Origin of the sequence: Paenibacillus sp. Cedars (assembly GCF_003184205.1) — a bacterium.
Lineage (GTDB): Bacteria > Bacillota > Bacilli > Paenibacillales > Paenibacillaceae > Paenibacillus_AQ > Paenibacillus_AQ glucanolyticus.
This window is the reverse complement of record NZ_CP020866.1, coordinates 396,000-419,381: the sequence shown is the minus strand read 5'-3', so window position 1 is coordinate 419,381 and position 23,382 is coordinate 396,000. Positions and strand designations below refer to the sequence as shown.

Sequence of the window (23,382 nt, the reverse complement as noted above, 5' to 3'; positions counted from 1 at the left end):
ACTGTATTGTTCTATGTGGACATCTGACTTTGCATATGTTCGACATTCACCATAATTTTGCGATACAGGATGTTAAGCTGCTTAACCTCTTCGTCGGATAAGAATCCGTATAACAAATGACTCAGTTCGGCGCGCTTCTTGGCCAATTGATCGATCAGATCCAGCCCGCGGGGCGTAATTTCCAGATGGACAACCCGGCGATCCTCGGTATCTCTTATTCGACGCGCAAATCCGCCTTCAATCAGCTTATCGGATATGCCGGTTACTGCCCCGCACGTCACATGAATGGTATCCGCCAAGTCCGACAATCTCAAGGACCCCAGTTCATGAAGTTTCTCCAAAGCGGCATACTGGGTTCTGCCTATTTTAGGAAACCCCTCCTTCTGCCATTCATGATGAACCGTCCGAACCATCTTCTTAAATAGCATCTCCAACTCCAGAATTTCATTCCGCATGGACATGTATTCATTACACTCCTTTAAAGGTCCAGCACTCCTTCAATAGAGACACCCACTCCTTCGCCTCTAAATACTTTAGTACTAAAACATTTATTTCTAAACAATTACTGATTATAGTGGCCGATCTCCACAGTGTCAATCTTTACATATATATTTTTACCATAATGTTTTTCTGAAAATTATGACATTGAATGATAGATCATCATAAAAAAAAGACTCAAACAAGATTTCTTGTTTGAGTCTTAAGCCTAGTCTCTAACTTTACTTAAACAGCGACGGAATGGACATCCAATCCATCGTGAAATTCAATTCCAGACCATCGGATAGAAATTTAACATTATTCACTGTTACCAGATCCGGTAAATAGTCCTTCAGCGAAACTTGAATGGGCTCCAGTTGAAACAGATTCTGCGGTACTTCAACGCCCCGGATGGTTGTAGATTGATGAGTCAAGTAAAGATGGCTTCCCTCCGCAGACATTTGAAAGCGAAGCACGGCACCAAAGGGAACGATCCCCCATTTCCCGTTCATATGCGCTGTCATGGTAGTGCCGTTCATCGTGAAATCGGCCCCAGTAATCTCAACACCCAGATTATGGGTGCTTATATATTTTACCATGTTCTTTTTGCTCAATTCCCCGACTTCCTCGGTGCTCAGCAGCATACGAGTATCCCGGTTCGATACCATGGTCATCAACTTGTCCTTGAAATCAACGGAGCGATAACGCATGTCCAGAGACTGTGTAGGATAAACAAACCAGACCGCCGCACCGATGATCACAAGGAGCAGGATAAATATTCCGAATAGGAATCGTCCGGCTCTTTTTTTTCGGCGTACCATCTTTAGTCCCCCTCCCATTGGATATCCCTGTAAATACAGGGTTTTTCCCATCTCCAAAGTATATAGGAATCCGTGAAACTTGTCACGATTTGAGAAATGTTCCCAACTTTCTTGGTTCATAACATCCAAATCGTGGTTATTACGATATTGTCAAATCATACTTCGGTCCCAAGGAGGAATTATTCTATGAAAAAAACTCTAAGCATTACTGCAGCCCTAGCACTCACCCTGTCCCTGACCGCCGTAGCCAGCGCAGATCCGATCAGCGGAACGGTATCCGACACAACCGCACCTGCTCCCATCTCGGTAGAAGAGCCGATTATCAAACCTGAGGAAGTTGTACTTGTTCCTACACCTATGATTGAGCTGACCGAAAGAACTTACTTCTATAACGCTCCAAATGGCCAAAAGCTTGGCGCCTTGGGTGCGCAAAAAATCGACACCACCGGCAATCGACAGGATGTCGTGTTTGGCGGGGAATGGGTCGAAGTTTATACATGGCTCGGTAAGGCTTGGATTTATGTAGAGTAATCATCTATGATTAAGGGCTCCTTGATCCATCAAGTATCCCTTGCATATTAAATGGCAGGTCAAGAAATCTTGACCTGCCATTTGTATAACCTCTTATTATCCACCAGACTACGATGACGAAGCTTTAGGCTCAACATGGATGTGAACGCTCATGATATTGTGAATCTTCTCCATCTGCTCTTCTATGCGGTCACTGATTCGATGCCCCTCCAAAACGCTGATATCCGGGTCCACCTCGATGACAACATCCACCAGCACGTGATTGCCGTGAATTCGGGCCTTCATGTCTTTGATACCCTCAACGCCGGGCGTACGGGCTATCGTGCTCCTTAAGTCTGATAAACGATTCTCGTCAAAACCATCCGTCAGACTATAAGTGCAATCCCTGAATATTTCCCATGCCGTTTTGCAAATAATGACACCAACGGCTACTGCTGCTACCGTATCGAGCCAAGGCAAACCGAATTGAGCGCCAATGATACCGACCGCTGCCCCCACACTGACAAGTGCATCCGACAAATTATCCTTGGCCGCCGCCATGAGCGCCTGATTATCGATCCGTCGGGCCAGGTTCCGATTGTACCGGTAGACACCAATCATCGCAATCGCGCTGATCCCCGCTACGCCGGCAGACCATAGATTCGGCACTTCCTTAGCTCCCTCAAAAAAAGAACGCACGGCTTCAACCAGCACCTGTATCCCGACAACCGCCATAATAAATGAGGCAATTAATGCTGCAATCGTCTCCGCTCTTAAATGCCCGTATGCATGATCGGAATCCGGCGGTTTCTGGGAAATCCGCAGTCCGATCAATACAGCGAGTGATGCCACGATATCCGTAAGGTTATTGAAGCCGTCCGCAAGCAGGGCACTGGATGCAAAAAAATATCCGCTGAATATTTTAAACGATGATAATACGAGATAAGCCGCAATACTGATCCAGGCCCCGCGTTCACCTTGTTTGATGTTGTCATAGGTATTTACCATGCATGTCTCTCCTTTTGCTGCTCCCTATAGGGTTAAAGCATATCCATCATTATCCATATTTAATCCTAATAACGGAAATTCGTGTGGGTCCAAAAGAAACATGATGGCTTTCGTCCAATCCTTCAGTGGACGTAGAAAATGATATTAATCATTGTTACCCTTGCCGGGCGTTTTAAAAACGAATAAAATGAGGACAAGCGAACACGAAGAGGAGGGTGATACTATGCCCGAGAATAATGAGTCACGTAAAGTGAATTTGGCTGATGCCATCAAGCAAAAGCTGGAGCAGAAGAAACAGCAAAATTCAGCTGCCAATAAGCCGGGACAATTCCAGGCTGGATCTGCGCAAAAAATGAAAAGTCAAAACAACAAAAAACCAAACAACCAGCGTCGTCGTACTGGCGGTTCGTAGAGCCAAAGCCCTACAGACGCGAAAAAAATGCTGTACCTCCAACTTATCCGAGGTGCAGCATTTTTTATTGGAGCGGTGAGGATGAAAGCTGTTAACCATCATCTTCCCCGCCATCTGTTAATTGTAACCTTATGCTTCAACCGGGTACATGCTTTCACGAAGACCCTTAACCTCTTCGCTCTCCAGATACTCGTCATAACTCATGCTGCGGTCAATTACGCCATTCGGCGTAATCTCAATGATCCGGTTCGCAATCGTCTGAATGAACTGATGGTCATGCGAGGTGAACAGAATCGTTCCATCGAAATCGATCAGGCCATTGTTGAGTGCCGTAATGGATTCCAAATCCAAGTGGTTCGTCGGCTCGTCGAATATCAGCACGTTTGCACCGTTCAGCATCATTTTTGCCAGCATGCAGCGAACCTTCTCGCCCCCGGACAATACGCTTGCCTTCTTCAGCGCTTCCTCACCGGAGAACAGCATGCGGCCCAGGAACCCCCGCAGGAATGTTTCATCCTGGTCTTTGGAGTATTGGCGCAGCCATTCCACAAGATTGATATCCACGCCGTCGAAATAAGCGGAGTTGTCTTTCGGGAAATAAGCTTGGGTAGTTGTAACTCCCCAGCTGTATTCGCCCGCATCTGCCTCAGTTTCACCTGTAATGACCTGGAACAGCGTTGATTTCGGCATCCCGTTTGGTCCAACAAATGCGATTTTGTCGCCTTTGTTCACAACAAAGCTGATGTTATCCAGAACCTTCTCGCCATCCAGGGACTTCGTAATGCCATCCACCGTGAGCAATTGTTTACCAGCTTCGCGTTCAGGCTTGAAGTGGAGAAACGGATATTTCCGGTTCGAAGGACGAAGATCCTCCAGCGTGATTTTATCAAGCTGTTTCTTACGGGAAGTCGCCTGCTTCGATTTGGAAGCATTCGCGGAGAAGCGTTGGATAAACGCCTGCAATTCCTTGATCTTCTCTTCCTTTTTCTTGTTGGCATCGCGTTGAAGTTCAAGAGCCAGCTTACTGGATTCGTACCAGAAGTCGTAGTTGCCGACATACAGCTGGATTTTACCAAAGTCGATATCCGCAATATGCGTACATACCTTGTTCAGGAAGTGACGGTCATGGGACACCACGATAACGGTGCCTTCGTAATCCATAAGGAAGTTCTCGAGCCACTGAATCGATTCCAGGTCCAAGTGGTTGGTAGGCTCATCCAGCAGCAGGTTGTGCGGGCGGCCAAACAAGGCCTGCGCCAAGAGAACGCGTACCTTCTCATTGCCGCTCAGCTCTGCCATTTTCTTATCATGCAGCTCGCGCGGAATACCGAGACCAATCAGGAGCGCCGCCGCATCCGGCTCTGCATCCCAACCGTTCAACTCTGCGAATTCGCCTTCCAGCTCACCCGCACGCATACCGTCTGCTTCGGAGAAATCGGATTTTGCATAGAGCGCATCCTTCTCTTTCATGATGTGGTACAGACGTGCATGGCCCATGATAACCGTCTCCAGAACTGGATACTGGTCATATTCATAGTGGTTCTGCTTCAGAACCGCCATCCGTTCATTCGGTGTCATATGAACCTCGCCTTGGTTTGGCTCAATCTCACCGGAGAGGATTTTTAAGAATGTAGACTTACCCGCCCCGTTTGCGCCGATGAGGCCGTAGCAGTTGCCCGGGGTGAATTTTATATTGACATCTTCAAATAGTGCTCGTTTGCCATAGCGGAGCGTTACGCCGCTTGTACTGATCATTAAGCATTACCATCCTTTATCACTATTGGTTTCAGCACATTATAGCATAAGTCCGGCGGTTATCGAAGCTTCTGCACGATATAAAACGGTTTTAAACAAATATAACCTCCTGCTCCCGCCAATTTCTCTTGGCAAGCACACAGGAGGCCTATATGGTTCATCCTATTAAAATTTAAAGTGATTAAGATTGTGCACTGCGGCATTCAGGCTGAACCTTGAAGGTTTCTCCGTACTTCAATACGCAAATTCTCTCCTTGGCGATACCGAGCCGCTGGCGTTCCGCTTCCATCCGGTCCAGCGCTTCTCTGGCTGTATCGTCAGCTAGCTTAAACGTACCGTAATGCATCGGAATCATCGTCTCCGCTTTCACATCCATAAACGCCTGCAGCGCCTCTTCCGGATTGACATGCTGTGACGTCATGAACCATTCCGGCTCATAGGCCCCGATCGGCATCAGAGCAAGGTGGATGTTGAACCGCTCGCCAATCAGCTTGAAGCCCTCGAAGTATCCGCTGTCTCCGGCAAAATATACATTCGGCGGAAGCAAGCGGGTATTGGCCTCGGCAGCACCCCCGACTTCACATGAGGATTCATCAGAAGGATCCGGGTCGATCTTCGCGTCCTGCAAAACAGGCTCCATCACGAATCCTCCCCAGTGGGATGTGTTCGTGTCAAACGGCGTGCGCCGTGTCCAGTGCTGGGTTGGCACAAATGAGAATTTCACGTCCCTGATGGTCGTGGATTCCCACCATTTCAGCTCGATGACACGGCGGAAGCCCTTATTCATCATTTTGCGACGCAGACCAATTGGCACAATAATGGTCGTATCCGCACGATACAGCTTGCGGATCGAAGCAATATGCATATGGTCATAGTGAGAATGCGAGATCAAAATAACATCGATTGGAGGAATCTCATGAATGGGAAGTCCAGGTTCTCCGAGGCGCTTGTTAAAACCCATTCTCCGCGCCCATACGGGATCAGTAACGATATTCATGCCTTCATATTGGATGAAGAACGTGGCGTGCCCGATCCAGGTAACGGAGGTTTCGTGCCGGTTGCTATGCAAATACTGAAGATCCGGCGTCAGATTCGGAATGCAGTAGGAATAATCCTTCTTCTTCTGACGACGTTCGTCGCGCCACTGCTTGAACTGTTTCAGTGTTTTGTCTGTGCTGACGTTATCGATATTGTTATAGCGAATCTTTGGCATGCAGCCTCCTCCTTCCATTACCCATATTTTAACCTGTAATGACCTATCCGCTCAACTTTACGCTTGTTGTTCTTTTTACACCGAATGATTATTTGCGAAACAATCCCTTTGAGTATATAGCTTCAATCCGAAGGATCCTTGTACTTTACAACATAGATCGCCAGAAAGGCTACAGCAGCCAGAACGGTTAGCATCGGTGCGACAAAAATGCTGAAATCCTCCACTTCGCTCACCCTTTCTTGGCGGACTTGCCCCGAATGTAGTTGGCGTCGAACAGAAACAGCCGCATCAGCAGGATCAGCGAAGGAACCAGCACGCAGAAGCCAAGGATGAACGCGGTAATTAAAGCGATCGCCATGGCGTCGTTCGTAATGCTCTCATGAATATGAATGTAATCATAGAGAATGTACGGCAGATGGGAGCGGCCATAGCCATACCAGGCAAACGCAAATTGAAACATGACCATGATAAAAGCGATGCCGAGCCGGGTACGTTTCCACACAAGATAGACCGCAATCACGAAGCAGATAAACGATGCGATAAACATCCAGGCGATATCCAGCATGTTTTGAAAATGGACCGGATTCTGATGGTTGATCTGGAAAAACGCGAAAACCGAAGCGAGGATGGTCGGTCCGCTCCAGCCCAGCGCATATCCCCGGACCACGCCGAATGCCACCTCATCCCCCGCGCGCTGCGCGTAATAGGACAAGAACATCGCCGAGATATACAGAACACTGACAAGAGCGAGCAGGATAACCGACCACGTGTACGGGTTCGTAAAGAATGCATACCAGTGCAGCTCCACCTTCCCGTTGTCCACATAGATAATGCCGCCTTCCGAGATGGCTAGTATCGTGGACAGCGCAGCAGGAATGAGGAGGCCCGTTGCTCCGTATAACCCCATGTGTACGATGTTGTTCCCGATCTGGGTGCCATACGTATGATAGGCGTAATAAGCGCCCCGAATCGCCAGCAGCACAAGCGCAAGGCTGCCCGGTACGAGCAGAGCGGTTCCATAATAGTACGCCGCATCCGGAAAGAAACCGACAAGACCGACCACAAAAAAGATCAGGAACACGTTGGTCACTTCCCACACGGGGGATAAGTACCGCTGAATGATGTTATGAATCTTGTTCTCATGTCCGGTAAGAACACTGTAAAAGCTGAAAAATCCGGCACCGAAATCAATCGAGGCAACCAGCAAATAGCCAAACAGGAACGTCCACAGGACGGTTATTGCCACCATGGCATAGCTCATTTGCGGTCTCCCCCTTCGAGTTCAAGTCCCAGCTGCCGGATTTCCTCTTCAGCACTCTTATTGCGGAACAATTGGCTAAGCACCCGGATCGCGGAAATGGAGAGCACCAGATACAGGACGATAAACAGCACCAGCATCCAGCCGACGCTGGAAGAAGTCGTCGCAGCATCCGATACCTTCATATATCCGCGTAAGATCCATGGCTGCCTTCCAATCTCGGCAAGGAACCAGCCCAGCCATATGGCTGTCATTGAGAGAGGCCCTAAAGCCAATATACTGAGCAGCAGCCATTTTGGATAAGGCTTTTTGCCAGGAAGTTTCTTGCGGAACATATACAAGAGCGGTATGAGAACGATCACCGCGCCGCTTGTCACCTTCAAATCAAAAAAATAGTGGACCGACAGGGGCGGTCTTTCATTCTCCGGAAATTCATTCAACCCGATGACCTCCGTGCTGGGACTATTCCCGGCTAATATGCTAAGCGCATAAGGAATCTCCAGTGCATACTTAATCTCATTGTTCTCATCGAGGAAACCGCCGTAAATAAGCGGAGCCTCGGTCATCGTCTCAAAATGCCACTCGGCCGCCGCCAGCTTCTCCGGCTGGTATTTCGCCAGAAACTTGCCGGAGAAATCCCCGATCATCACCGTCGCTACAGCAAAAACAAAGGTGGACACCACCGTCAGTTTCAGCGCTTTTTTAAAATAAATATGTTTGCTCCCCCGCAGAAGGCTGAAGGCCGCTATACTCGCCAATGCCGCAGCGCTGGTGGTATACGCAGAAGCCAGTACATGACTTACCTTCGTTGGTGTCGCCGGATTGAACATGGCTACGAACGGGTTTACATTCGTGAATACACCGTCCACCAGTTCAAAGCCCTGCGGCTGGTTCATAAAAGCGTTCATGCTGGTAATGAAGAACGCCGAACCCGAAGCGCCAATTGCTACAGGGATCAGCAGCATCAGATGGGTCCACTTGTTCTTGAAGCGATCCCACGTGTACAGATATATGCCTAGAAAGATAGCCTCCACAAAAAAAGCAAAGGTTTCCAAAAATAGCGGCAGTGCAATGGCCTTACCGGCAACACGCATAAACGTAGGCCACAGCAGGCTTAGCTGCAGACCGATCGCGGTACCTGTCACAACGCCGACCGCCACGGTAATGACATACCCCCGCGCCCACCGCCTGGCGAGTAATGTATAGTAATTGTCTCCCGTCCGGATCCCCCTCCACTCCGCCAGGGCCAGCATGATCGGAATTCCTACCCCGATGGTTGCCAGAACAATATGTACAAACAGGGTCAGACCGGTTAATATCCGGCTCATCAGTACTGGATCCAGTGAAGACATCAGGTTCACTCCTTGGGTTCTTTTATCCAAAATATTTCATGTAGCGCAAATATCCTTTCACCGCGCCGTACAGCATAATGGCCGCAACGATAAAGCATAGAAGCGCAAGCCTTCTCTCCTGATTCCTGTACATGCGTACGCCAGCCTCCTTATGTATGACAGCCCTCTGCAAGGGTGCTATTCTTCGCAGCGGTTACTCTTTGAAAATAGGAATGGAATACAGCCACCCTTATCAGTTTGACAAACCTTTCCTCTTTTTATCCAAAGTCCGTTCATTTTGTTTGAAACCGCTGCATGATGTTTTTTCCTGCTGGGAAAAGAGGTACAATAAGAAGATAAGGAGGCGATACCATACCATGAAAATTACATTCATTGAACCAACCCCGAGCCCGAACTCCATGATGCTTCATCTCGATGAAACGCTAGAAGCCGGGATACGCAGAACATATACAGTAGATAACGAACGTTCGGCTCCCCCCTGGATCAAGCAATTGCTGCACATTCCGGGTGTGAAGAGCGTGTTCCATACCCTCGATTTCATCGCGCTGGACCGTAAAGGCAATGCCGATTGGCCTTCCATTCTGGGCGCTGTTCAGGAAATATTCGGCCAGGAGGGACTTGCTGCCGGATTAAAAGAAGCCGATGAGGACTTCGCCTTCGGCGAAGCTCAAGTATTCGTGCAGTATTTCCGGAATATTCCGATGCAAATTCGTGTAAAGGGCGGTAACCAGGAAGAACGTATCGGCCTGTCCGAGCGCTTCTCCCAAGCGGTAGCTGCCGTGGGAACCGCATCGCTTATCAAGGAACGCAAACTGAAGGAATACGGCGTTCGCTACGGACAGCTTGCCGACATTGCCCGTGACGTCGAGCAGGAGCTTGAGGCTGCATTCCCGCAGGAGCGGCTGGATAAGGTTGTCGCTCAGGCCATTGCCCATGGTGCAAGCGATGAGGACTTCGTCGAGCAGCGCCGGAAGCTGACAGACGAAGAAATGGAAGCTGCGCTGCAGGACGAAGACTGGCGCGTCCGCTATGCCGCCCTGGATGTACTGGAGCCGACCGAGAAACACATCCCGCTGCTTCGCAAAGCGCTTCAGGATCCGAAGATGCAGATTCGCCGGCTCGTTGTTGTGTACTTGGGCGACCTTCGCTCACCTGAAGCGATGGAGCTCTTATATGAAGCGATGCGCGACGAAACGCCAGCCGTGCGCCGTACCGCCGGCGATACGCTGTCCGATATCGGTGATGCTGCCGCTACCCCGGTCATGATCGAAACGCTGAAGGACAGCAGCAAGATTGTTCGTTGGCGTGCTGCACGCTTCCTGTATGAAGTGGGGACCGAGGAAGCCCGTTCCGCTCTTGAAGAAGCTGCGGACGATCCGGAGTTTGAGGTTAGCCTTCAGGCCCGCATGGCACTGGAACGCATCGAATCCGGTGAAGAAGCCGCCGGAACCGTCTGGCAGCAAATGGCCAAGCGGAATCAATCCTAATCGCACAGGAGTCAACCGCGAACCGTCAAAATTAACCATTGCTTCTAGCGAATGATGTGATTTATACTAGGAATCTCTTGCTAGAATTGAATATACAGATAGCCTCATCATTCCAAGATGAGGTAGAGGTTGCAGACATGATCAGTAGTTGTGCCGAGGCGAAGAGAAGCCGGTGAAGCACAGTGAAAGGCATGTCTGCCGAAGTGCAGGGTATGCTCTTGTATCCTGTGCTGGGACCGTTGTCGAAAGAAACGGAACTGTCACGGGGAACTCCCCGTGTTGTGCTATCTTCATGGAGGGTAATGATGCGGATACGATAAAGACCGCAGGTATTGGACCTGTGGTCTTTTTTTCTGGCAGAGCATAGATTTCAAATTTTATTTCTTAGTGTATAGAAGGAGTGTTCGACCTTGAATCGCAAAAAAGCCCCTGCTGCTTCGCTGAAGCCGAGCTTTAAAGCACGCCATATGACCATGATCGCGCTTGGCGGCTCGATCGGAACAGGCCTGTTCCTGGCAAGCGGAACCGCCATTTCCTCTGCCGGCCCGGGCGGAGCGCTTATCGCTTATGCTGCCGTTGGCCTTATGGTCTATTTCCTGATGACCAGCCTGGGCGAGCTGGCCACCTATCTTCCGGATTCCGGCTCATTCAGCACCTATGCCTCCCGGTTTGTCAGCCCTGCCTTCGGATTTGCCGTCGGCTGGAACTTCTGGTACAACTGGGCCGTGACCATTGCCGCCGAGCTCGCGGCCGCAACGGTGATTATTAAATTTTGGTTCCCGGACAGCCCTTCGTTTGTATGGAGTCTGTTGTTCCTCGCAATCATGTTCGGGCTGAACTTTCTGTCCGCCAAAGGGTACGGCGAATCGGAATATTGGTTTGCGATCATTAAAGTGGCAACCGTCATTATCTTCCTTATCATCGGAGTCATGATGATCTTCGGCATACTTGGCGGTGAAGCGGTTGGTTTCACCAACTTCAGCCTGGGCGACGGGCCCGTGCACGGCGGATTCTTTGCACTGGTCGGGGTCTTCATGGCTGCAGGCTTCTCCTTCCAGGGGACCGAGCTGATCGGGGTCGCCGCCGGTGAAAGTGAAAATCCGCGAAAGCATGTGCCCAAGGCCATTCGCCAGGTGTTCTGGCGCATTCTGATTTTCTACATCTTTGCTATTTTTGTCATCGGCATGCTGATCCCTTACACTCATCCAAGCTTGCTTCAATCCGGTGTGGATAATATCGGGGTCAGCCCATTCACTTTGGTGTTTGAGAAGGCCGGTCTGGCCTTTGCCGCATCGGTTATGAACGCGGTCATTCTAAGCTCCGTGCTGTCTGCCGGCAACTCGGGGATGTATGCCTCAACTCGTGTCCTGTATGCGATGGCGAAGCAGGGAATGGCTCCGAAATGGCTCAGCCGCCTGAACAGCCGCGGCGTTCCCGTAGCGGCTCTGATCGTAACTTCCGCAGTTGGCATGCTGGCCTTCCTGGCCTCCTTCTTCGGCGATGGTGTTGTGTATGTGTGGCTGCTGAATGCATCCGGCATGTGCGGGTTTATCAACTGGCTGGCTATCGCGGTAAGCCATTATCGCTTCCGCAAGGCCTACGTTGCCCAAGGAAAAGACCTGAAGGATCTGCCATTCCGTGCGCGTTGGTTCCCCTTCGGTCCCATCTTCGCTTTCCTGCTCTGCCTTGTCGCCATCATTGGCCAAGGTAATTTCAGCGGTGAGATCGACTGGTTAACAATCATTGCTACGTATGTGAGCGTTCCGCTGTTCCTCTCCATCTGGTTCGGCTACCGGTTCGTTAAGAAAAGCCGGGTTGTGCCTTTGAATGAGTGCGATCTAAGCACGAACGTCAATAATAACTAAAGCCAGATATGCACAAAAAGGCTTCCCTCCTTCAATGAGGAGGGAAGCCTTTTTTTAGTGATCGCACTACCATATGATTTGAACTCTCAGATCATCCGTATCTTCAAAAGCATTATGATAGTATTTGATGGAGCCGAGACTGCTCTTCAACTGCAATTGCTGGAGCACATTCACAAGCTCACGCTCGCTGCCTTCAAACCGGAATACGAGCTTTTGGCCGCCTTTAGCCTTAGCCGCCTTAACCAGCGGCTCCAGCTGCTTATAGGAGCTGACAATGGAACGGGTATCATACAGCTGATACTCCAAATCCCGCTTGATTTCTTCGTATACCCCGGCCTTCGCACGATCCTTTACGGCCAACCCGGCCAGCGTGCTGCGATAGAGCGTATCCGCCTTCGGGTAGGATTTCACCCAGGTATGATCGCGGCTCATCTGTTCATCGGTCCGGAGATAGTACGTATAAGACACCTCATTCTCCCGATCCGGCACCGGATCGTTCCACGTTGTGTCCAGATGGTACCATTTGCCGTCCAGCAGAACCAGGTTCCAGGCATGAAGCTGACCCTTGGGATTGTCAGAGGCATAAGCTGTGCCTTCCAGAATTTTGTTCTGAATTCCTGCTTCCCTCAGCAGCTTATGGGTTAACAGGGAATAGCCCTGGCATACCGTGCTGCCGGTATAGAGCCCATCATAGGCCGTATATTTCGTGAGCGTTGTATCATATTTCAAGTTGCGGACGACCCAATCATGGATGGCCTTCACCTTCTCATGATCGTTCATGTCCGGCTTGATGATACGCTTCAATATGCTGTCGGTATGCTGATTAACATAGTCCGTCTGTTCCGCAGTCTCGCGGTAACTCAACCGGACCGTAACATTGGCGGAACTGGATGTTCCACGATAGTCGTAGCTATAGCTTGCGATGGTGTAGTGAATATACGGATCACTGGCCATCGCCTGATCGAGTGCATCTTTAAGCTGTGATTTCAGTGATTTGGTCTCTCCCTGATAAACAAAACGAACCGTTGACTGCCTGTCGCTCATCGCGGTTAACAGCTTCTGCTGAATGGCACTGACCGACTTCACGACCGCTTTGTTGGAAGTAGCATAGACATCACTGAGGTTAGCCGGCTCTGGTACTGCTGCAACGGTTACCGCCAAAGTCCCTATGAACAGTAATTTAACTATCGTTCCTCGGCTTCGTTTCATCGGTACACCCGCCCTTCATCTTCCTCATCCGTATGCACCACCATTGTAACACATAACATCAGGGCTTAAGGGTTCTAGTTTTGTCGACCGGGCACGAATATCAGATATTACCAATAAAATGTGGACAGGAAAGAATCGCTTCGTCCAGCCAGCTTCGACATGCGAACCAGAACCTCTGCAGCTTCCGCACGCGTTACCTCTCGCTCCGGCAGGAACTTTCCATCCACCGCCGGCAGAAGTCCAAGCTTCAAGGCAATCAGCGCTGCTCCTTTGTTAGACACGGCGTCAGCATCCGAGATCCCCTGTACGTCGGTCGGCAGAATAAAGGCTTTGGATAACTTCTCATAATTCAAAATGCGGGTCAGCGAGCTGGCCAATTCATCTCTTGTGAGCTTGCGGTCGAGCTGCAGCGGACTTTCCGGATCGTACGGAATCCAGTTCTGTCCGAGCAATACCTGAATGGCCTGATAATATGGATGATCCGGCTGCAGACCTGCATAAGGGTCCATCGTGGATCTTCCATACAGCTGTTCGTATGAAGGGCTAACTGCCGCCGCTACCAGCTGATACCATTCGCCAAGGGTAATCTGGCGCTCCGGATATACCTTTCCGTCCTTGTCCGGAACCAATACCCGGTATTTGACCAGCTCCTTAAGGGCTGCTTCTGCCGAATGACCGGCTGCATCCGTGACTGCCGGAATATCCTTGCGGCTGATTTCCGGCGTAATATCACGCCATTCTCCGCTCTTGGCGTCAAGCGGCACCGTAATGCCGCCGTAGGCTGCCTTTTTGTGCGTTGCATAATAGATCAGTTTAATGAACGGCTTCGTGATCTCATTGCCCATCGTTGTATAACCGCCGTAATAACCATATTTCAACTTCAGGTCAATCTCTTTTAAATATTGGGATCTCGCCTGCTCCGCGCTGATTGCAGGTTTCACGTCCGTTGGCAGCTTGGATAGGACGGCGTCCGAATTCACGTTAAAGTTCTGAATCTGGCCGTTGCCATCGATAGCCAAATTCACGGAATCCCCCATCACGCGGATATCGCCGACATAGCGCTGGAATGAAAATTGATAACTCAGGCCGGTATTGTTCTTGCCCAGTTTATCAACCGACGTCAGTTTCCATTCCTGGCTGGCGTTAGGCACCAGTTTCGTTACGGTATCGAAGGCGAGCTTCTGCGCAGCCTGCTGCGAAATCGGGCTCTTCACCTCAGGGGTTCCGCTGCTGTCATAACGATATCTGCTGTACGAGTAGATCTGACCGGTCTTGGCATCCAATTCCGCAGACACCATCTCCCCTCTCCCCATGGATGAGACGCTGCTGTCAGTCCATCTGATATTCCACGTCTTCGTCTCTTTGTTGCTCCATCGGGTTCCCAGAGTCTTGGACTCTGTTTTCAGGCCAGACGGGAGCTTGATCTGGGACTCCACCCATTGTGCAGCGGCTTCACCGCCGGATAGAGGTGCCGTGACAGGCTTGAAGGCCTCCCCGGATGCCGGGATCGTACGGTTCTCTATAGAAATAAGCTCACTCTCTTCCCCTGCGAAACCAATGAACTTCCCTGTATTGGCATCCAGTGAATAACTGGATTGATCGTTAGGTATGTAACCTAAAAAATAATTGCCCTTGGAGTTGTTATATAAGTTCTCAGGCACATAAGCCAAGGAGACTTGGAATTGTTCCTCAAACAATTTGCGAATCGAGGCTTCATCCAACTTCGGTGTTGATGATGGAAACTCTTCTTTGATCTGATTGCGGGAGTAGCTCATGATATTGCCCTGTCCATCCAGCGTGATCGAAATGCTGTTCACATCCGATTCAATCCCGTTGTGTGCCGTCTGAAAATAGAATTCAAACCGGGGCGGACTAAACAAGGCAGCTTGCATTCCAAGATAAGCCTCATTCTCCTTAAAGTCGCTGGTCTTCACGTCCGAGGCGTGACTGGCTATCCATTGAAGCGCCTTCGCCTTCGCCTGTTCTCTTGTTATCACCGGTTTGTCACTCTCATTATTCAGTATACGATTAGGAAGATAAATATTAATAAGTTCACCCGTTACCGCATTGACCTGGGCACTAAAGCCGGAGCTTGAGTTCCCTTTGTTTAACACCAGTTGTATGTCCCATGCGAGCGCGTTGGATCTCATGCCGTCGTCCTCCAGGAACTGCACGTTGGTTACCTTGACGTTCTTCAGTTCAGGAAAAGCCTTCTTAACGATCTCTTCCGCCTGCTTGGACGAAATCTTGGCCCCTTTCGGTATTTCGTTATCCGTTACACTCTCCGAAGCCGCACTCCCGCCGCTGTTGACGGTAGTCGTTACCGTATCGGATACAGCGACGCCGCTCCCCGGAACGGAATTATCCCCCCATACCGGCTGCGCCAAACAGAGCATGGCTGTAGCCGTGACCGCACACACGGTCTTTTTTACCCTTACCTTCTTTTTAACCGATGAATTCACTCGATTCGCTCCCTTCCATTAACTTGAACCTAACCATGCCTTACTTACACATGATGATATCCATAACAAGTGCCTGTACACGGCAGCAATGACATAACCAAGCTACCCTAAATAATACCATAACTTGTCTATATATTCCTTATGTAGTAAGTTTCCAAAAGATAACCTGCATTGTAAAGGATGAATAAAGTGTAACTATTGAATCGACCCTCTTGGCGATGGTTCATACCTCTCAAACTATACGTGCTACAGCCCCTTGGCTGCATTCACAAAAGCAGCGGCGCGACTCGTGATTTCATCCCTATTGCCGGCAGCCAGTGCATCCTTGGGAAGCAGCGAACTGCCCAGGCCGACCGCTGCCGCGCCAGCTGCAAAATAGTCCGCAAGGTTATCCAGCGTCACGCCCCCCGTTGCCAGCAGCGGAATATGATGGAGCGGTCCCTGAAGCTCCCGAATGAATTCCAGGCCCAGGCTGGCCGTAGGAAACAGCTTCACGATCTCAGCCCCGGCTGCGTAGGCCGCCACAATCTCCGTCGGCGTCATCGCTCCGGGCCACACGTCAATTCCCTGCTCTAAGGCATACTCAATGACGGATAGATCCGTATTCGGGGAGATCAGAAACTGTGCTCCTGCACAGACTGCTTCCTTCGCCATCTCCACGTCAAGGACGGTCCCCGCCCCTACATTTACAGCACCATCATATCGGGTACGCCAGTCCTCCATAATATGCAGAGCACCTTCGGTATTCATGGTCACTTCCATAAACCGGATTCCCCCCTGGGACAATCCTTCTCCTACGAAGCCTGCCTGTTCTCGGGTAATGCCGCGCATAATGGCAACGATTTTCTCGCGCTTGAGTTCAGCTGTCAGTTTCAATCCCATGCCCTCCCCTTCTTTTTACACGTCCCGCTTTATCCTAAATCGATATAACCCCAAATGCTACATAATGATCACATGTTACAGAGCCTCAAGAACCTGCCATCTGCAAAAAAAGATAATAACAGCCGCTCCTCCAGGAGCCTTATCCAAGCCTCTGCCTCACAATGTCTCCGGGCGAGCCTTCAGCCTGATTCAAGTATATGCCGTCATAAGCGCTCACGCAAAAAAAGCAGGCCAGGAATATCATCCCTGACCTGCGATTCTGTATCCTACATGAATTATCCGCGGAATGCGGACAGCGCTGCGCCGAGCTCGCGCGTTGCTCCGTATACGCTCTGATAGAGTCCGAACAGCTTGTCATATACCTGAACCGCTTCAGGATCGGGAGAATAAGCGCGAGCTGGCCGCAAGAACTCCCTTGCGCAATCCTGAAGACTTGGAAACCAGCCGCAGCCATAAGCTGCAAGCATCGCTGCGCCCATGGCCGGGCCCTGCTCGCTTTCCAGCTTCACGATTTCGGCGTTGAACACATCCGCCTGCATCTGCAGCCAGGTTTCGTTCTTGGCACCGCCACCGATGGAAATGACACGTTCAATTTGCTTGCCCGATGCACGTAAAATATCGATGGATTCACGCAGGGAGAACGTGATTCCTTCCAGTACCGATCGTGCGAAGTGAGGCAGCTTATGTCCTGCGTCCATTCCTATGAAGCTGCCGCGAATGGCAGCGTCCGGATGCGGTGTGCGCTCACCGACAATGTATGGCGTGAACAGCAGACCACCGCTGCCAGCCGGGATAATCCCGATATCGCTTAACAGCTCATCAAAGGAAACGTCCGGTGCAAAGGTATCCTTGAACCAGGTCAAGCTGTATCCAGCCGCCAAGGTTACGCCCATAATATAGTAGGCGTCCCTCTCGCTGTGATTAAAGAAGTGGACCTTCCCTTCAAAATCCACCTCGCGCCGCTCCTCGTAGGACAGCACCACGCCCGATGTGCCAATGCTGCACATCGTCTGCCCTTCTTCCAGAATACCGGCACCGATCGCGCCGCAGGCGTTGTCCGCGCCGCCGGCAAATACCTTCGTCTCCGGCAGCAGGCCGGATTGCCTGGCGATCTCCGGCAGCAGGGTTCCGCACTCGTCGAAGGATTCGACCAGCGGCGGGCATAAGCTGTGCGGCAAATGGAAGGCATCCAGTATATCCTCACTCCATGATTTGCCCGCCACATCCAGCAGCAGCGTCCCGGCAGCATCGGAATAGTCCATCGCATACTGTCCGGTCAAGCGGTATCGTACATAGTCCTTCGGCAGCAGGAACAGGGCTGCCTGATCAAGCAGTTCCGGTTCAAACTCCTGCACCCACAGAATTTTCGGCAGGGTAAAGCCTTCCAGCGCGCGGTTGCGCGCGATGCCGAGCAGCTTCTCCTGCAAGGTATCCTCAATACGGCGGCATTGCGCCGTTGTACGGGTGTCGTTCCACAGAATAGCCGGACGCAGCACGACGCCCTCTCCATCGACCAATACCAAACCGTGCATTTGCCCGGAGAAACTCAATCCCTCAACCTCGGCTGGAGAGATGTCGTTCCCCTCCATCAACAGACGTAACGACAATACCGTTTTGTCTACCCAGTCCTCCGGCCGCTGTTCGCTGTAACCCGGCTTCGGCTGGCTCAGCGGATACGCCTCCGAATGCTCGGCGACTACCGTGCCGCTGCGGTCCACGAGTACGGTCTTCACCGCACTGGTTCCCAAATCAACTCCGATAACGTAACTCATCTAGATCCTCCTTCGTTTCATCATGAACCGAATATGAAAGGTGTATTGGTTTCCTTGTATGAAATAAGTACACCGGCTTCCCTGAAGGGAGCCGGTGAAGGTTTGAATGTCATAGAGCCAACTTGAAGCCAGCATGCATTACATTAGTTTGCAAGAATGTACTGATTCAGAATCCCTTTCAGCATTTCTTGACGACCGGATTCATTCTGACGAGGAGACTCATTGTTCAACGCATATTCTGCAAGGGAAGCCAACGTGGCTTTGCCGGATACAACACTCGCACCGATGCCTTCGTTGAAGCTGCTGTAGCGGTTCGCAATGAAGTCTTCGAACACACGGTCTTCAATCAGCTTCGCTGCCACCTTCAAGCCTTTGGCATAGGTATCCATGCCTGCAATGTGAGCATGGAATAGATCTTCCGGCTCGAAGGATGGACGACGAACCTTGGCGTCAAAGTTCACGCCGCCGCGGCCGAGACCGCCATTCATCAACACTTCATAGAGCGTCAAGGTAGCATCATAGATATTAACCGGGAATTCATCGGTATCCCATCCAATCAGCATATCGCCCTGGTTCGCATCAAGAGAACCGAGCATGCCATTGATGCGCGCTACACGAAGCTCATGCTCAAAGGTATGACCAGCCAGCGTTGCATGGTTTGCTTCGAGGTTCAATTTAAAGTGCTTGTCGAGACCGTATTTCTGCAGGAATGCAATTGTGGTTGCCGCATCGAAGTCATATTGATGCTTCGTCGGCTCCTTCGGTTTAGGCTCGATCAGGAATTGGGCGTCAAAGCCGATTTCCTTCGCATAATCCACCGCCATATGGAACAGGCGCGCCAGGTTATCCAGCTCAAGACCCATATCCGTGTTCAGCAGGGTCTCGTAACCTTCACGGCCTCCCCAGAACACATAGTTCTCGGCGCCAAGGCGTTTACCAACCTCAAGGCCTTTCTTCACTTGTGCTGCTGCATGTGCGTACACATCAGCGTTGCAGGTCGTGCCTGCGCCATGCATAAAGCGCGGATTCGTGAACATGTTCGCTGTGTTCCACAGCAGTTTTTTGCCGGTGGATTTCATATGATCTTCAATCGAATCTACAATCGTATCAATGTTGCTGTAAAACTCACGCAGATTGCTGCCTTCCGGAGCAATGTCCACATCGTGGAAGCAGAAATACGGAAGGTTCAATTTCTCCATGAACTCAAAGCCTGCTTCTACGCGGGCTTTTGCAAGGTCCATACCCGAGTGGCTGCCCCAAGGGCGAACCGCTGTGTCGGCCCCAAACGGGTCAGAGCCGCCCGCAGTCAATGTATGCCAGTAAGCCATCGCGAAACGGAGATGCTCTTCCATCGTTTTGCCGGCTACAACTTCTGTCGGATTATAAAATTTAAAAGCATAAGGGTTGGTCGATTGGCTGCCTTCGTATTCCACTTTGCTGACGTTGTTAAAATAGGCCATGAATAAATCCTCCTATACCTTATTAAGGTTTGGTTAACGCTTACAAGGCTATCCTAACACAGCTTTTCTACTTTGTCTATTGGTTAAACAAAGTTATTCTTTTACAACTTTTACAAGCCCGATGGTCCCTACTATTACGGCTGCCGTTTGCCAGTGTGCCCCTATGCTCACGTTGTGTCCACGAACTAAAACAGCGGAACCATCCCGATAGATAACAGCGAACCTCGCCCGCAGAGCCCCGCTGTACAAGGGCAGTGTTTCCCCTGTACGACGTTACACCTTGTTGCAATTTCCGAACTTTGCCCCTAGACTATGAGCATATCAAATCTTTAAGACAAATAAATCATCATCAAAGCAAGACTAAAAGGATGAATGCACATGACGAATATTACCGGTGACCAGGCTTTGGTCAAGAAAATTAATACATCGATTATTCTGGATACAATACGTCAGCACGCCCCGGTCTCCCGGGCCAAGGTTTCCAAGTTGACTGGACTGAACAAGGCCACCGTCTCCAATCTCGTACAAGAACTGAGCAGTCATCATCTGATCCAGGAGATCGGACCCGGAGAATCCAGCGGCGGCAGAAAGCCGCAGCTGCTCCTGTTCAACGGACAGGCCGGTTATGCCATCGGCGTAGAGCTGCGCGTCAAACAAATGACCGCAGTTCTGACGGATCTTGAAGGCCGCATCCTGGCCGAAGACGATAGGCCGCTTGAAGGGCATGACGTTGAATCGGTGACCAGACTCATGGTTAGCATGATTAACGGCCTGATGAGACAGGCCCTACCCTCCCCTTACGGCATCATCGGGATCGGCGTGGGTGTACCGGGCATGGTCGACGGCGACGGCACCGTGCTCTTCGCACCCAATCTGGGTTGGGACATGGTGCCCCTTCAGAAGCAGCTGGAGCACGAACTGGGACTTCCCGTTACCATCGATAACGAAGCGAATGCCGGCGCTCAAGGCGAGCTTCGATTCGGAGCCGGCCAGGATGCCCGCCACCTCCTGTATATTAGCGCCGGCAGCGGTATCGGCTCCGGCATCATTATCAATGGCGAGCTTTATAAAGGCGCCCGCGGGTATGCGGGCGAAAGCGGGCATATGTCCATCGAAGCCGAAGGACGGGAATGCACCTGCGGCAACCGCGGTTGCTGGGAGCTGTACGCTTCGGAGAAATCCTACGACAGCAAAGGTACGGCTCTTCCCTCCAGACGAACGTCCGAGCTTATCCATTACGCCGAGCAGGGCCATGAAGAAACGATCCGCCATTTTGAAGAGCTGGGGCGCTTTCTGGGTGTCGGCATTACCAATCTTGTCAATGGATTCAATCCGCAGTCGGTTATCATCGGTGGACCGCTCTCTGATGCCCGGCCCTGGATTGAGGAAACACTGCAGCAGGTCGTCGCCCAGCGAACGCTTCCCTACCACCGGGAGCTGATGGAGATCCGGTTTGCCGAGTTGGGCAGCCGTTCTACCCTGATTGGCGCAGCATATTCTGCCATCTCGCAATTTCTTGGGCCGGTAAGGGTATCCATGCCGATTCATTAAAAATTGACGATATTTTGTCGTAATTAACGCCCTGCATATTAAGGAAAATTTCATGATTTTCCGCTATAATTAATCTCGTCCTGACATTTAAATTATCATTTTCATTATGGGAATGCGTGTGATTGTTATACTAAAGGGAGAGGAACCGCTCAAATGACCTATGTAAGCATTGCGGATATATCGCCAGAAATGTTTGTGACTGTATTGCTGTTTCTCCTAGTTATCGCACCTTTGTTCAGTCTCAGCATTATGCGTTTTTTTCAAGGCAAGAAAAAAAACGGATTCATTCTTCTCGGCTCCGGCGTGGGTGTGTATGTTGTATTTCAGATCATCATGAGTCTGTTCTTTAGCAAATGAACACCCGTTGCAGCATCTGCTTGAAGCCAAAAAAAGCTCTTTCCCTGGCCAGGGAAAGAGCTTTTTTTCTCATATCATGAAACAAGCGGTTCGCTTGCCATAAGGTATCGATGATCTTAAGCTTCCGGATTCAACGCTTTGTTGAACTGAAGTTTGTTCATGCCAAGAATGCGGTGCTCACCAATGATGGTGAGAGGTACTGCACGAACGCCCATATCCCATACTTGTTGAGCAAACTCATCGTTTTGTTCGATGTTGCGCTCTTCAAATTCGATGCCTTGATCGGACAAGAAACCTTTCACTTGTTTACAGTGCGGGCAGTTGTTGGAGGTGTATACAATAACATTTTCCATGGTCGGTCAGTCTCCTCTACTTATGATTTGATTCTATTAGAGCCGGTTCGATCTCTATCTATACAGTTTACAACACGACCGCGCTGTGTTCCAAGCTCTCAATGTACTTCTCGGCATCCATAGCTGCCATACAGCCGCTTCCTGCTGCCGTGATCGCTTGTCTGTAACGGGTATCCTGCACGTCACCGCAAGCAAATACGCCTTGGATATTCGTCTCGGAGGTTCCTGGCGTAGTTACGATATAACCGTTAGGGTCGGTCGTAATGCTTCCGCCCAGGAAGCCTGTGTTCGGGTGATGACCGATTGCTACAAACACACCGCTTACGGCGATCGTCTCTTCTTCACCCGTTTCGTTATTGAGCACCTTAATCCCTTTAACACCGGACTCGTCTGCGATGACTTCTTGTGGTGTACGGTTCAGTGCCCATTCGATTTTCTCGTTAGCGCGGGCACGGTCCTGCATGATTTTTGAGGCACGCATCTCTTCGCGGCGGTGCACCAGCGTCACCTTGGACGCAAAGCGGGTCAGGAAGTTCGCTTCTTCCAGCGCGGAATCTCCGCCCCCAACGACAACAATCTCTTTGCCGCGGAAGAAGAATCCGTCACATGTTGCGCAGGTGCTTACACCGCGTCCCACGTTGTCCTGTTCTCCTGGAATTCCGAGATACTTTGCAGTTGCACCTGTAGAAATGATCAAGGTTTCGGCAACAACCTCACCTAAACCGTCCACATCCAGCTTGAACGGGCGCTCCCCGAACTCAACGCTGTTTACCCAGCCTGTACGAAATTCTGCACCAAAGCGTTCAGCCTGCTGACGCATATTGTCCATCAGTTCAGGACCCATGATGCCTTCGGGAAAACCCGGAAAATTCTCAACTTCAGTAGTGGTTGTGAGCTGTCCGCCAGGTTGCGGACCTTCAATGACGAGCGGGCTCAGATTCGCCCGAGCCAGATAAATTGCAGCCGTCAGACCCGCAGGGCCTGTGCCGATAATAACGGATTTGTACATATGATTTCCCTCCTATATCTGCAACGCTTAATTATAATCATTATAAATTAATATTTATTATGGTTATATCGGAGCCGTATGTCAATATGCCGCCTCACAGCCCAGAGGAAATATTATTTACCTATTCTTCATGATCGGAAAATAAACCAACATATGGAGTGAACTGCAT

Annotated in this window: 20 protein-coding genes and 1 riboswitch; of the genes, 6 read left to right on the top strand and 14 right to left on the bottom strand. The window is 50.5% G+C overall.

The window, feature by feature from the left end; translation table 11 throughout:
- Window positions 1-11: 11 nt before the first annotated feature.
- A complete protein-coding gene (locus B9D94_RS03410) occupies window positions 12-461 on the bottom strand; it encodes a MarR family transcriptional regulator (protein ID WP_006212710.1) in 450 nt (149 codons plus the stop codon).
- A gap of 258 nt (window positions 462-719) precedes the next feature.
- Window positions 720-1,298 carry a hypothetical protein gene (locus B9D94_RS03405; RefSeq protein WP_148246463.1) on the bottom strand — a complete coding sequence of 193 codons (579 nt, stop codon included), beginning with the start codon at window positions 1,296-1,298 and terminating at the stop codon, window positions 720-722.
- 186 nt (window positions 1,299-1,484) lie between these two features.
- Here B9D94_RS03405 and B9D94_RS03400 point away from each other — a divergent pair, with 186 nt between their 5' ends.
- Window positions 1,485-1,829, top strand: a complete 345-nt coding sequence (locus B9D94_RS03400) for a hypothetical protein (protein WP_006212712.1) — start codon at window positions 1,485-1,487, stop codon at window positions 1,827-1,829.
- Between the two features lie 108 nt (window positions 1,830-1,937).
- On the opposite strand, the gene B9D94_RS03395 is transcribed toward B9D94_RS03400, so the two are convergent.
- The gene (locus B9D94_RS03395) at window positions 1,938-2,816 is read right to left on the bottom strand and encodes a cation diffusion facilitator family transporter (RefSeq protein WP_006212713.1); all 879 of its coding nucleotides are present in this window, start codon (window positions 2,814-2,816) and stop codon (window positions 1,938-1,940) included.
- 223 nt (window positions 2,817-3,039) lie between these two features.
- Here B9D94_RS03395 and B9D94_RS03390 point away from each other — a divergent pair, with 223 nt between their 5' ends.
- Window positions 3,040-3,228 (top strand): hypothetical protein, encoded by a 189-nt coding sequence (locus tag B9D94_RS03390; protein ID WP_006212714.1) that lies wholly within the window; start codon window positions 3,040-3,042, stop codon window positions 3,226-3,228.
- Window positions 3,229-3,357: 129 nt separating this feature from the next.
- Here B9D94_RS03390 and B9D94_RS03385 read toward each other — a convergent pair whose 3' ends face one another.
- From B9D94_RS03385 to B9D94_RS03370, 4 genes are all read right to left on the bottom strand, one after another.
- Window positions 3,358-4,983, bottom strand: a complete 1,626-nt coding sequence (locus B9D94_RS03385) for an ABC-F family ATP-binding cassette domain-containing protein (RefSeq protein WP_006212715.1) — start codon at window positions 4,981-4,983, stop codon at window positions 3,358-3,360.
- 181 nt (window positions 4,984-5,164) lie between these two features.
- Complete coding sequence (locus B9D94_RS03380) at window positions 5,165-6,196, bottom strand: MBL fold metallo-hydrolase (RefSeq protein ID WP_006212716.1); 1,032 nt, start codon at window positions 6,194-6,196, stop codon at window positions 5,165-5,167.
- Between the two features lie 229 nt (window positions 6,197-6,425).
- Window positions 6,426-7,457, bottom strand: a complete 1,032-nt coding sequence (locus B9D94_RS03375; RefSeq protein ID WP_006212718.1) for a cytochrome d ubiquinol oxidase subunit II — start codon at window positions 7,455-7,457, stop codon at window positions 6,426-6,428.
- The gene (locus B9D94_RS03370; protein WP_063477779.1) at window positions 7,454-8,806 is read right to left on the bottom strand and encodes a cytochrome ubiquinol oxidase subunit I; all 1,353 of its coding nucleotides are present in this window, start codon (window positions 8,804-8,806) and stop codon (window positions 7,454-7,456) included. Before B9D94_RS03370 ends, B9D94_RS03375 begins: the two co-directional genes overlap by 4 nt.
- A 356-nt stretch (window positions 8,807-9,162) precedes the next feature.
- Here B9D94_RS03370 and B9D94_RS03365 point away from each other — a divergent pair, with 356 nt between their 5' ends.
- Both B9D94_RS03365 and B9D94_RS03360 read left to right on the top strand, forming a co-directional pair.
- Entirely contained in the window at window positions 9,163-10,293 is a 1,131-nt protein-coding gene (locus B9D94_RS03365) for a virulence factor (RefSeq protein WP_063477780.1), read from the top strand.
- A 115-nt stretch (window positions 10,294-10,408) separates the two neighbouring features.
- Window positions 10,409-10,588: riboswitch (Lysine riboswitch) on the top strand.
- Between the two features lie 172 nt (window positions 10,589-10,760).
- Complete coding sequence (locus tag B9D94_RS03360) at window positions 10,761-12,158, top strand: amino acid permease (RefSeq protein WP_231888095.1); 1,398 nt, start codon at window positions 10,761-10,763, stop codon at window positions 12,156-12,158.
- A gap of 66 nt (window positions 12,159-12,224) precedes the next feature.
- Here B9D94_RS03360 and B9D94_RS03355 read toward each other — a convergent pair whose 3' ends face one another.
- From B9D94_RS03355 to xylA, 5 genes are all read right to left on the bottom strand, one after another.
- Window positions 12,225-13,367, bottom strand: coding sequence for a transglutaminase domain-containing protein (locus B9D94_RS03355; protein ID WP_006212723.1), 1,143 nt, complete (start codon window positions 13,365-13,367; stop codon window positions 12,225-12,227).
- A 107-nt stretch (window positions 13,368-13,474) separates the two neighbouring features.
- The gene (locus tag B9D94_RS03350; protein ID WP_148246462.1) at window positions 13,475-15,829 is read right to left on the bottom strand and encodes a YcdB/YcdC domain-containing protein; all 2,355 of its coding nucleotides are present in this window, start codon (window positions 15,827-15,829) and stop codon (window positions 13,475-13,477) included.
- Between the two features lie 246 nt (window positions 15,830-16,075).
- A complete protein-coding gene (locus B9D94_RS03345; protein WP_172963902.1) occupies window positions 16,076-16,711 on the bottom strand; it encodes a bifunctional 4-hydroxy-2-oxoglutarate aldolase/2-dehydro-3-deoxy-phosphogluconate aldolase in 636 nt (211 codons plus the stop codon).
- A gap of 275 nt (window positions 16,712-16,986) precedes the next feature.
- Window positions 16,987-18,483, bottom strand: coding sequence for a xylulokinase (gene xylB, locus B9D94_RS03340; RefSeq protein ID WP_148246460.1), 1,497 nt, complete (start codon window positions 18,481-18,483; stop codon window positions 16,987-16,989).
- A 143-nt stretch (window positions 18,484-18,626) separates the two neighbouring features.
- Window positions 18,627-19,943, bottom strand: a complete 1,317-nt coding sequence (gene xylA / locus B9D94_RS03335) for a xylose isomerase (protein WP_148246459.1) — start codon at window positions 19,941-19,943, stop codon at window positions 18,627-18,629.
- Between the two features lie 378 nt (window positions 19,944-20,321).
- Between xylA and B9D94_RS03330 the strand changes: the two genes are divergently transcribed.
- Together B9D94_RS03330 and B9D94_RS03325 are read left to right on the top strand one after the other, a co-directional pair.
- Complete coding sequence (locus B9D94_RS03330) at window positions 20,322-21,494, top strand: ROK family protein (RefSeq protein ID WP_148246458.1); 1,173 nt, start codon at window positions 20,322-20,324, stop codon at window positions 21,492-21,494.
- Window positions 21,495-21,647: 153 nt separating this feature from the next.
- The gene (locus B9D94_RS03325; RefSeq protein WP_006212729.1) at window positions 21,648-21,851 is read left to right on the top strand and encodes a hypothetical protein; all 204 of its coding nucleotides are present in this window, start codon (window positions 21,648-21,650) and stop codon (window positions 21,849-21,851) included.
- A 116-nt stretch (window positions 21,852-21,967) separates the two neighbouring features.
- Here the strand turns inward: B9D94_RS03325 and B9D94_RS03320 are convergent, their stop codons facing one another.
- Both B9D94_RS03320 and trxB read right to left on the bottom strand, forming a co-directional pair.
- A complete protein-coding gene (locus B9D94_RS03320) occupies window positions 21,968-22,204 on the bottom strand; it encodes a glutaredoxin family protein (RefSeq protein ID WP_006212730.1) in 237 nt (78 codons plus the stop codon).
- Window positions 22,205-22,271: 67 nt separating this feature from the next.
- Window positions 22,272-23,213: a thioredoxin-disulfide reductase gene (trxB, locus tag B9D94_RS03315; protein ID WP_006212731.1), complete on the bottom strand. Its 942-nt coding sequence runs from the start codon at window positions 23,211-23,213 to the stop codon at window positions 22,272-22,274.
- Window positions 23,214-23,382 lie beyond the last annotated feature (169 nt).

Coding starts and splice junctions, on each gene's coding strand:
- B9D94_RS03380 (WP_006212716.1), bottom strand. CDS start 6,196: ATGCCAAAGATTCGCTATAACAATATCGATAACGTCAGCACAGACAAA.
- B9D94_RS03360 (WP_231888095.1), top strand. CDS start 10,761: ATGACCATGATCGCGCTTGGCGGCTCGATCGGAACAGGCCTGTTCCTG.
- B9D94_RS03345 (WP_172963902.1), bottom strand. CDS start 16,711: ATGGGATTGAAACTGACAGCTGAACTCAAGCGCGAGAAAATCGTTGCC.
- B9D94_RS03355 (WP_006212723.1), bottom strand. CDS start 13,367: ATGAAACGAAGCCGAGGAACGATAGTTAAATTACTGTTCATAGGGACT.
- B9D94_RS03385 (WP_006212715.1), bottom strand. CDS start 4,983: ATGATCAGTACAAGCGGCGTAACGCTCCGCTATGGCAAACGAGCACTA.
- B9D94_RS03400 (WP_006212712.1), top strand. CDS start 1,485: ATGAAAAAAACTCTAAGCATTACTGCAGCCCTAGCACTCACCCTGTCC.
- B9D94_RS03320 (WP_006212730.1), bottom strand. CDS start 22,204: ATGGAAAATGTTATTGTATACACCTCCAACAACTGCCCGCACTGTAAA.
- B9D94_RS03325 (WP_006212729.1), top strand. CDS start 21,648: ATGACCTATGTAAGCATTGCGGATATATCGCCAGAAATGTTTGTGACT.
- B9D94_RS03405 (WP_148246463.1), bottom strand. CDS start 1,298: ATGGTACGCCGAAAAAAAAGAGCCGGACGATTCCTATTCGGAATATTT.
- B9D94_RS03375 (WP_006212718.1), bottom strand. CDS start 7,457: ATGAGCTATGCCATGGTGGCAATAACCGTCCTGTGGACGTTCCTGTTT.
- B9D94_RS03410 (WP_006212710.1), bottom strand. CDS start 461: ATGTCCATGCGGAATGAAATTCTGGAGTTGGAGATGCTATTTAAGAAG.
- B9D94_RS03365 (WP_063477780.1), top strand. CDS start 9,163: ATGAAAATTACATTCATTGAACCAACCCCGAGCCCGAACTCCATGATG.
- xylA (WP_148246459.1), bottom strand. CDS start 19,943: ATGGCCTATTTTAACAACGTCAGCAAAGTGGAATACGAAGGCAGCCAA.
- B9D94_RS03395 (WP_006212713.1), bottom strand. CDS start 2,816: ATGGTAAATACCTATGACAACATCAAACAAGGTGAACGCGGGGCCTGG.
- B9D94_RS03370 (WP_063477779.1), bottom strand. CDS start 8,806: ATGTCTTCACTGGATCCAGTACTGATGAGCCGGATATTAACCGGTCTG.
- trxB (WP_006212731.1), bottom strand. CDS start 23,213: ATGTACAAATCCGTTATTATCGGCACAGGCCCTGCGGGTCTGACGGCT.
- xylB (WP_148246460.1), bottom strand. CDS start 18,483: ATGAGTTACGTTATCGGAGTTGATTTGGGAACCAGTGCGGTGAAGACC.
- B9D94_RS03390 (WP_006212714.1), top strand. CDS start 3,040: ATGCCCGAGAATAATGAGTCACGTAAAGTGAATTTGGCTGATGCCATC.
- B9D94_RS03330 (WP_148246458.1), top strand. CDS start 20,322: ATGACGAATATTACCGGTGACCAGGCTTTGGTCAAGAAAATTAATACA.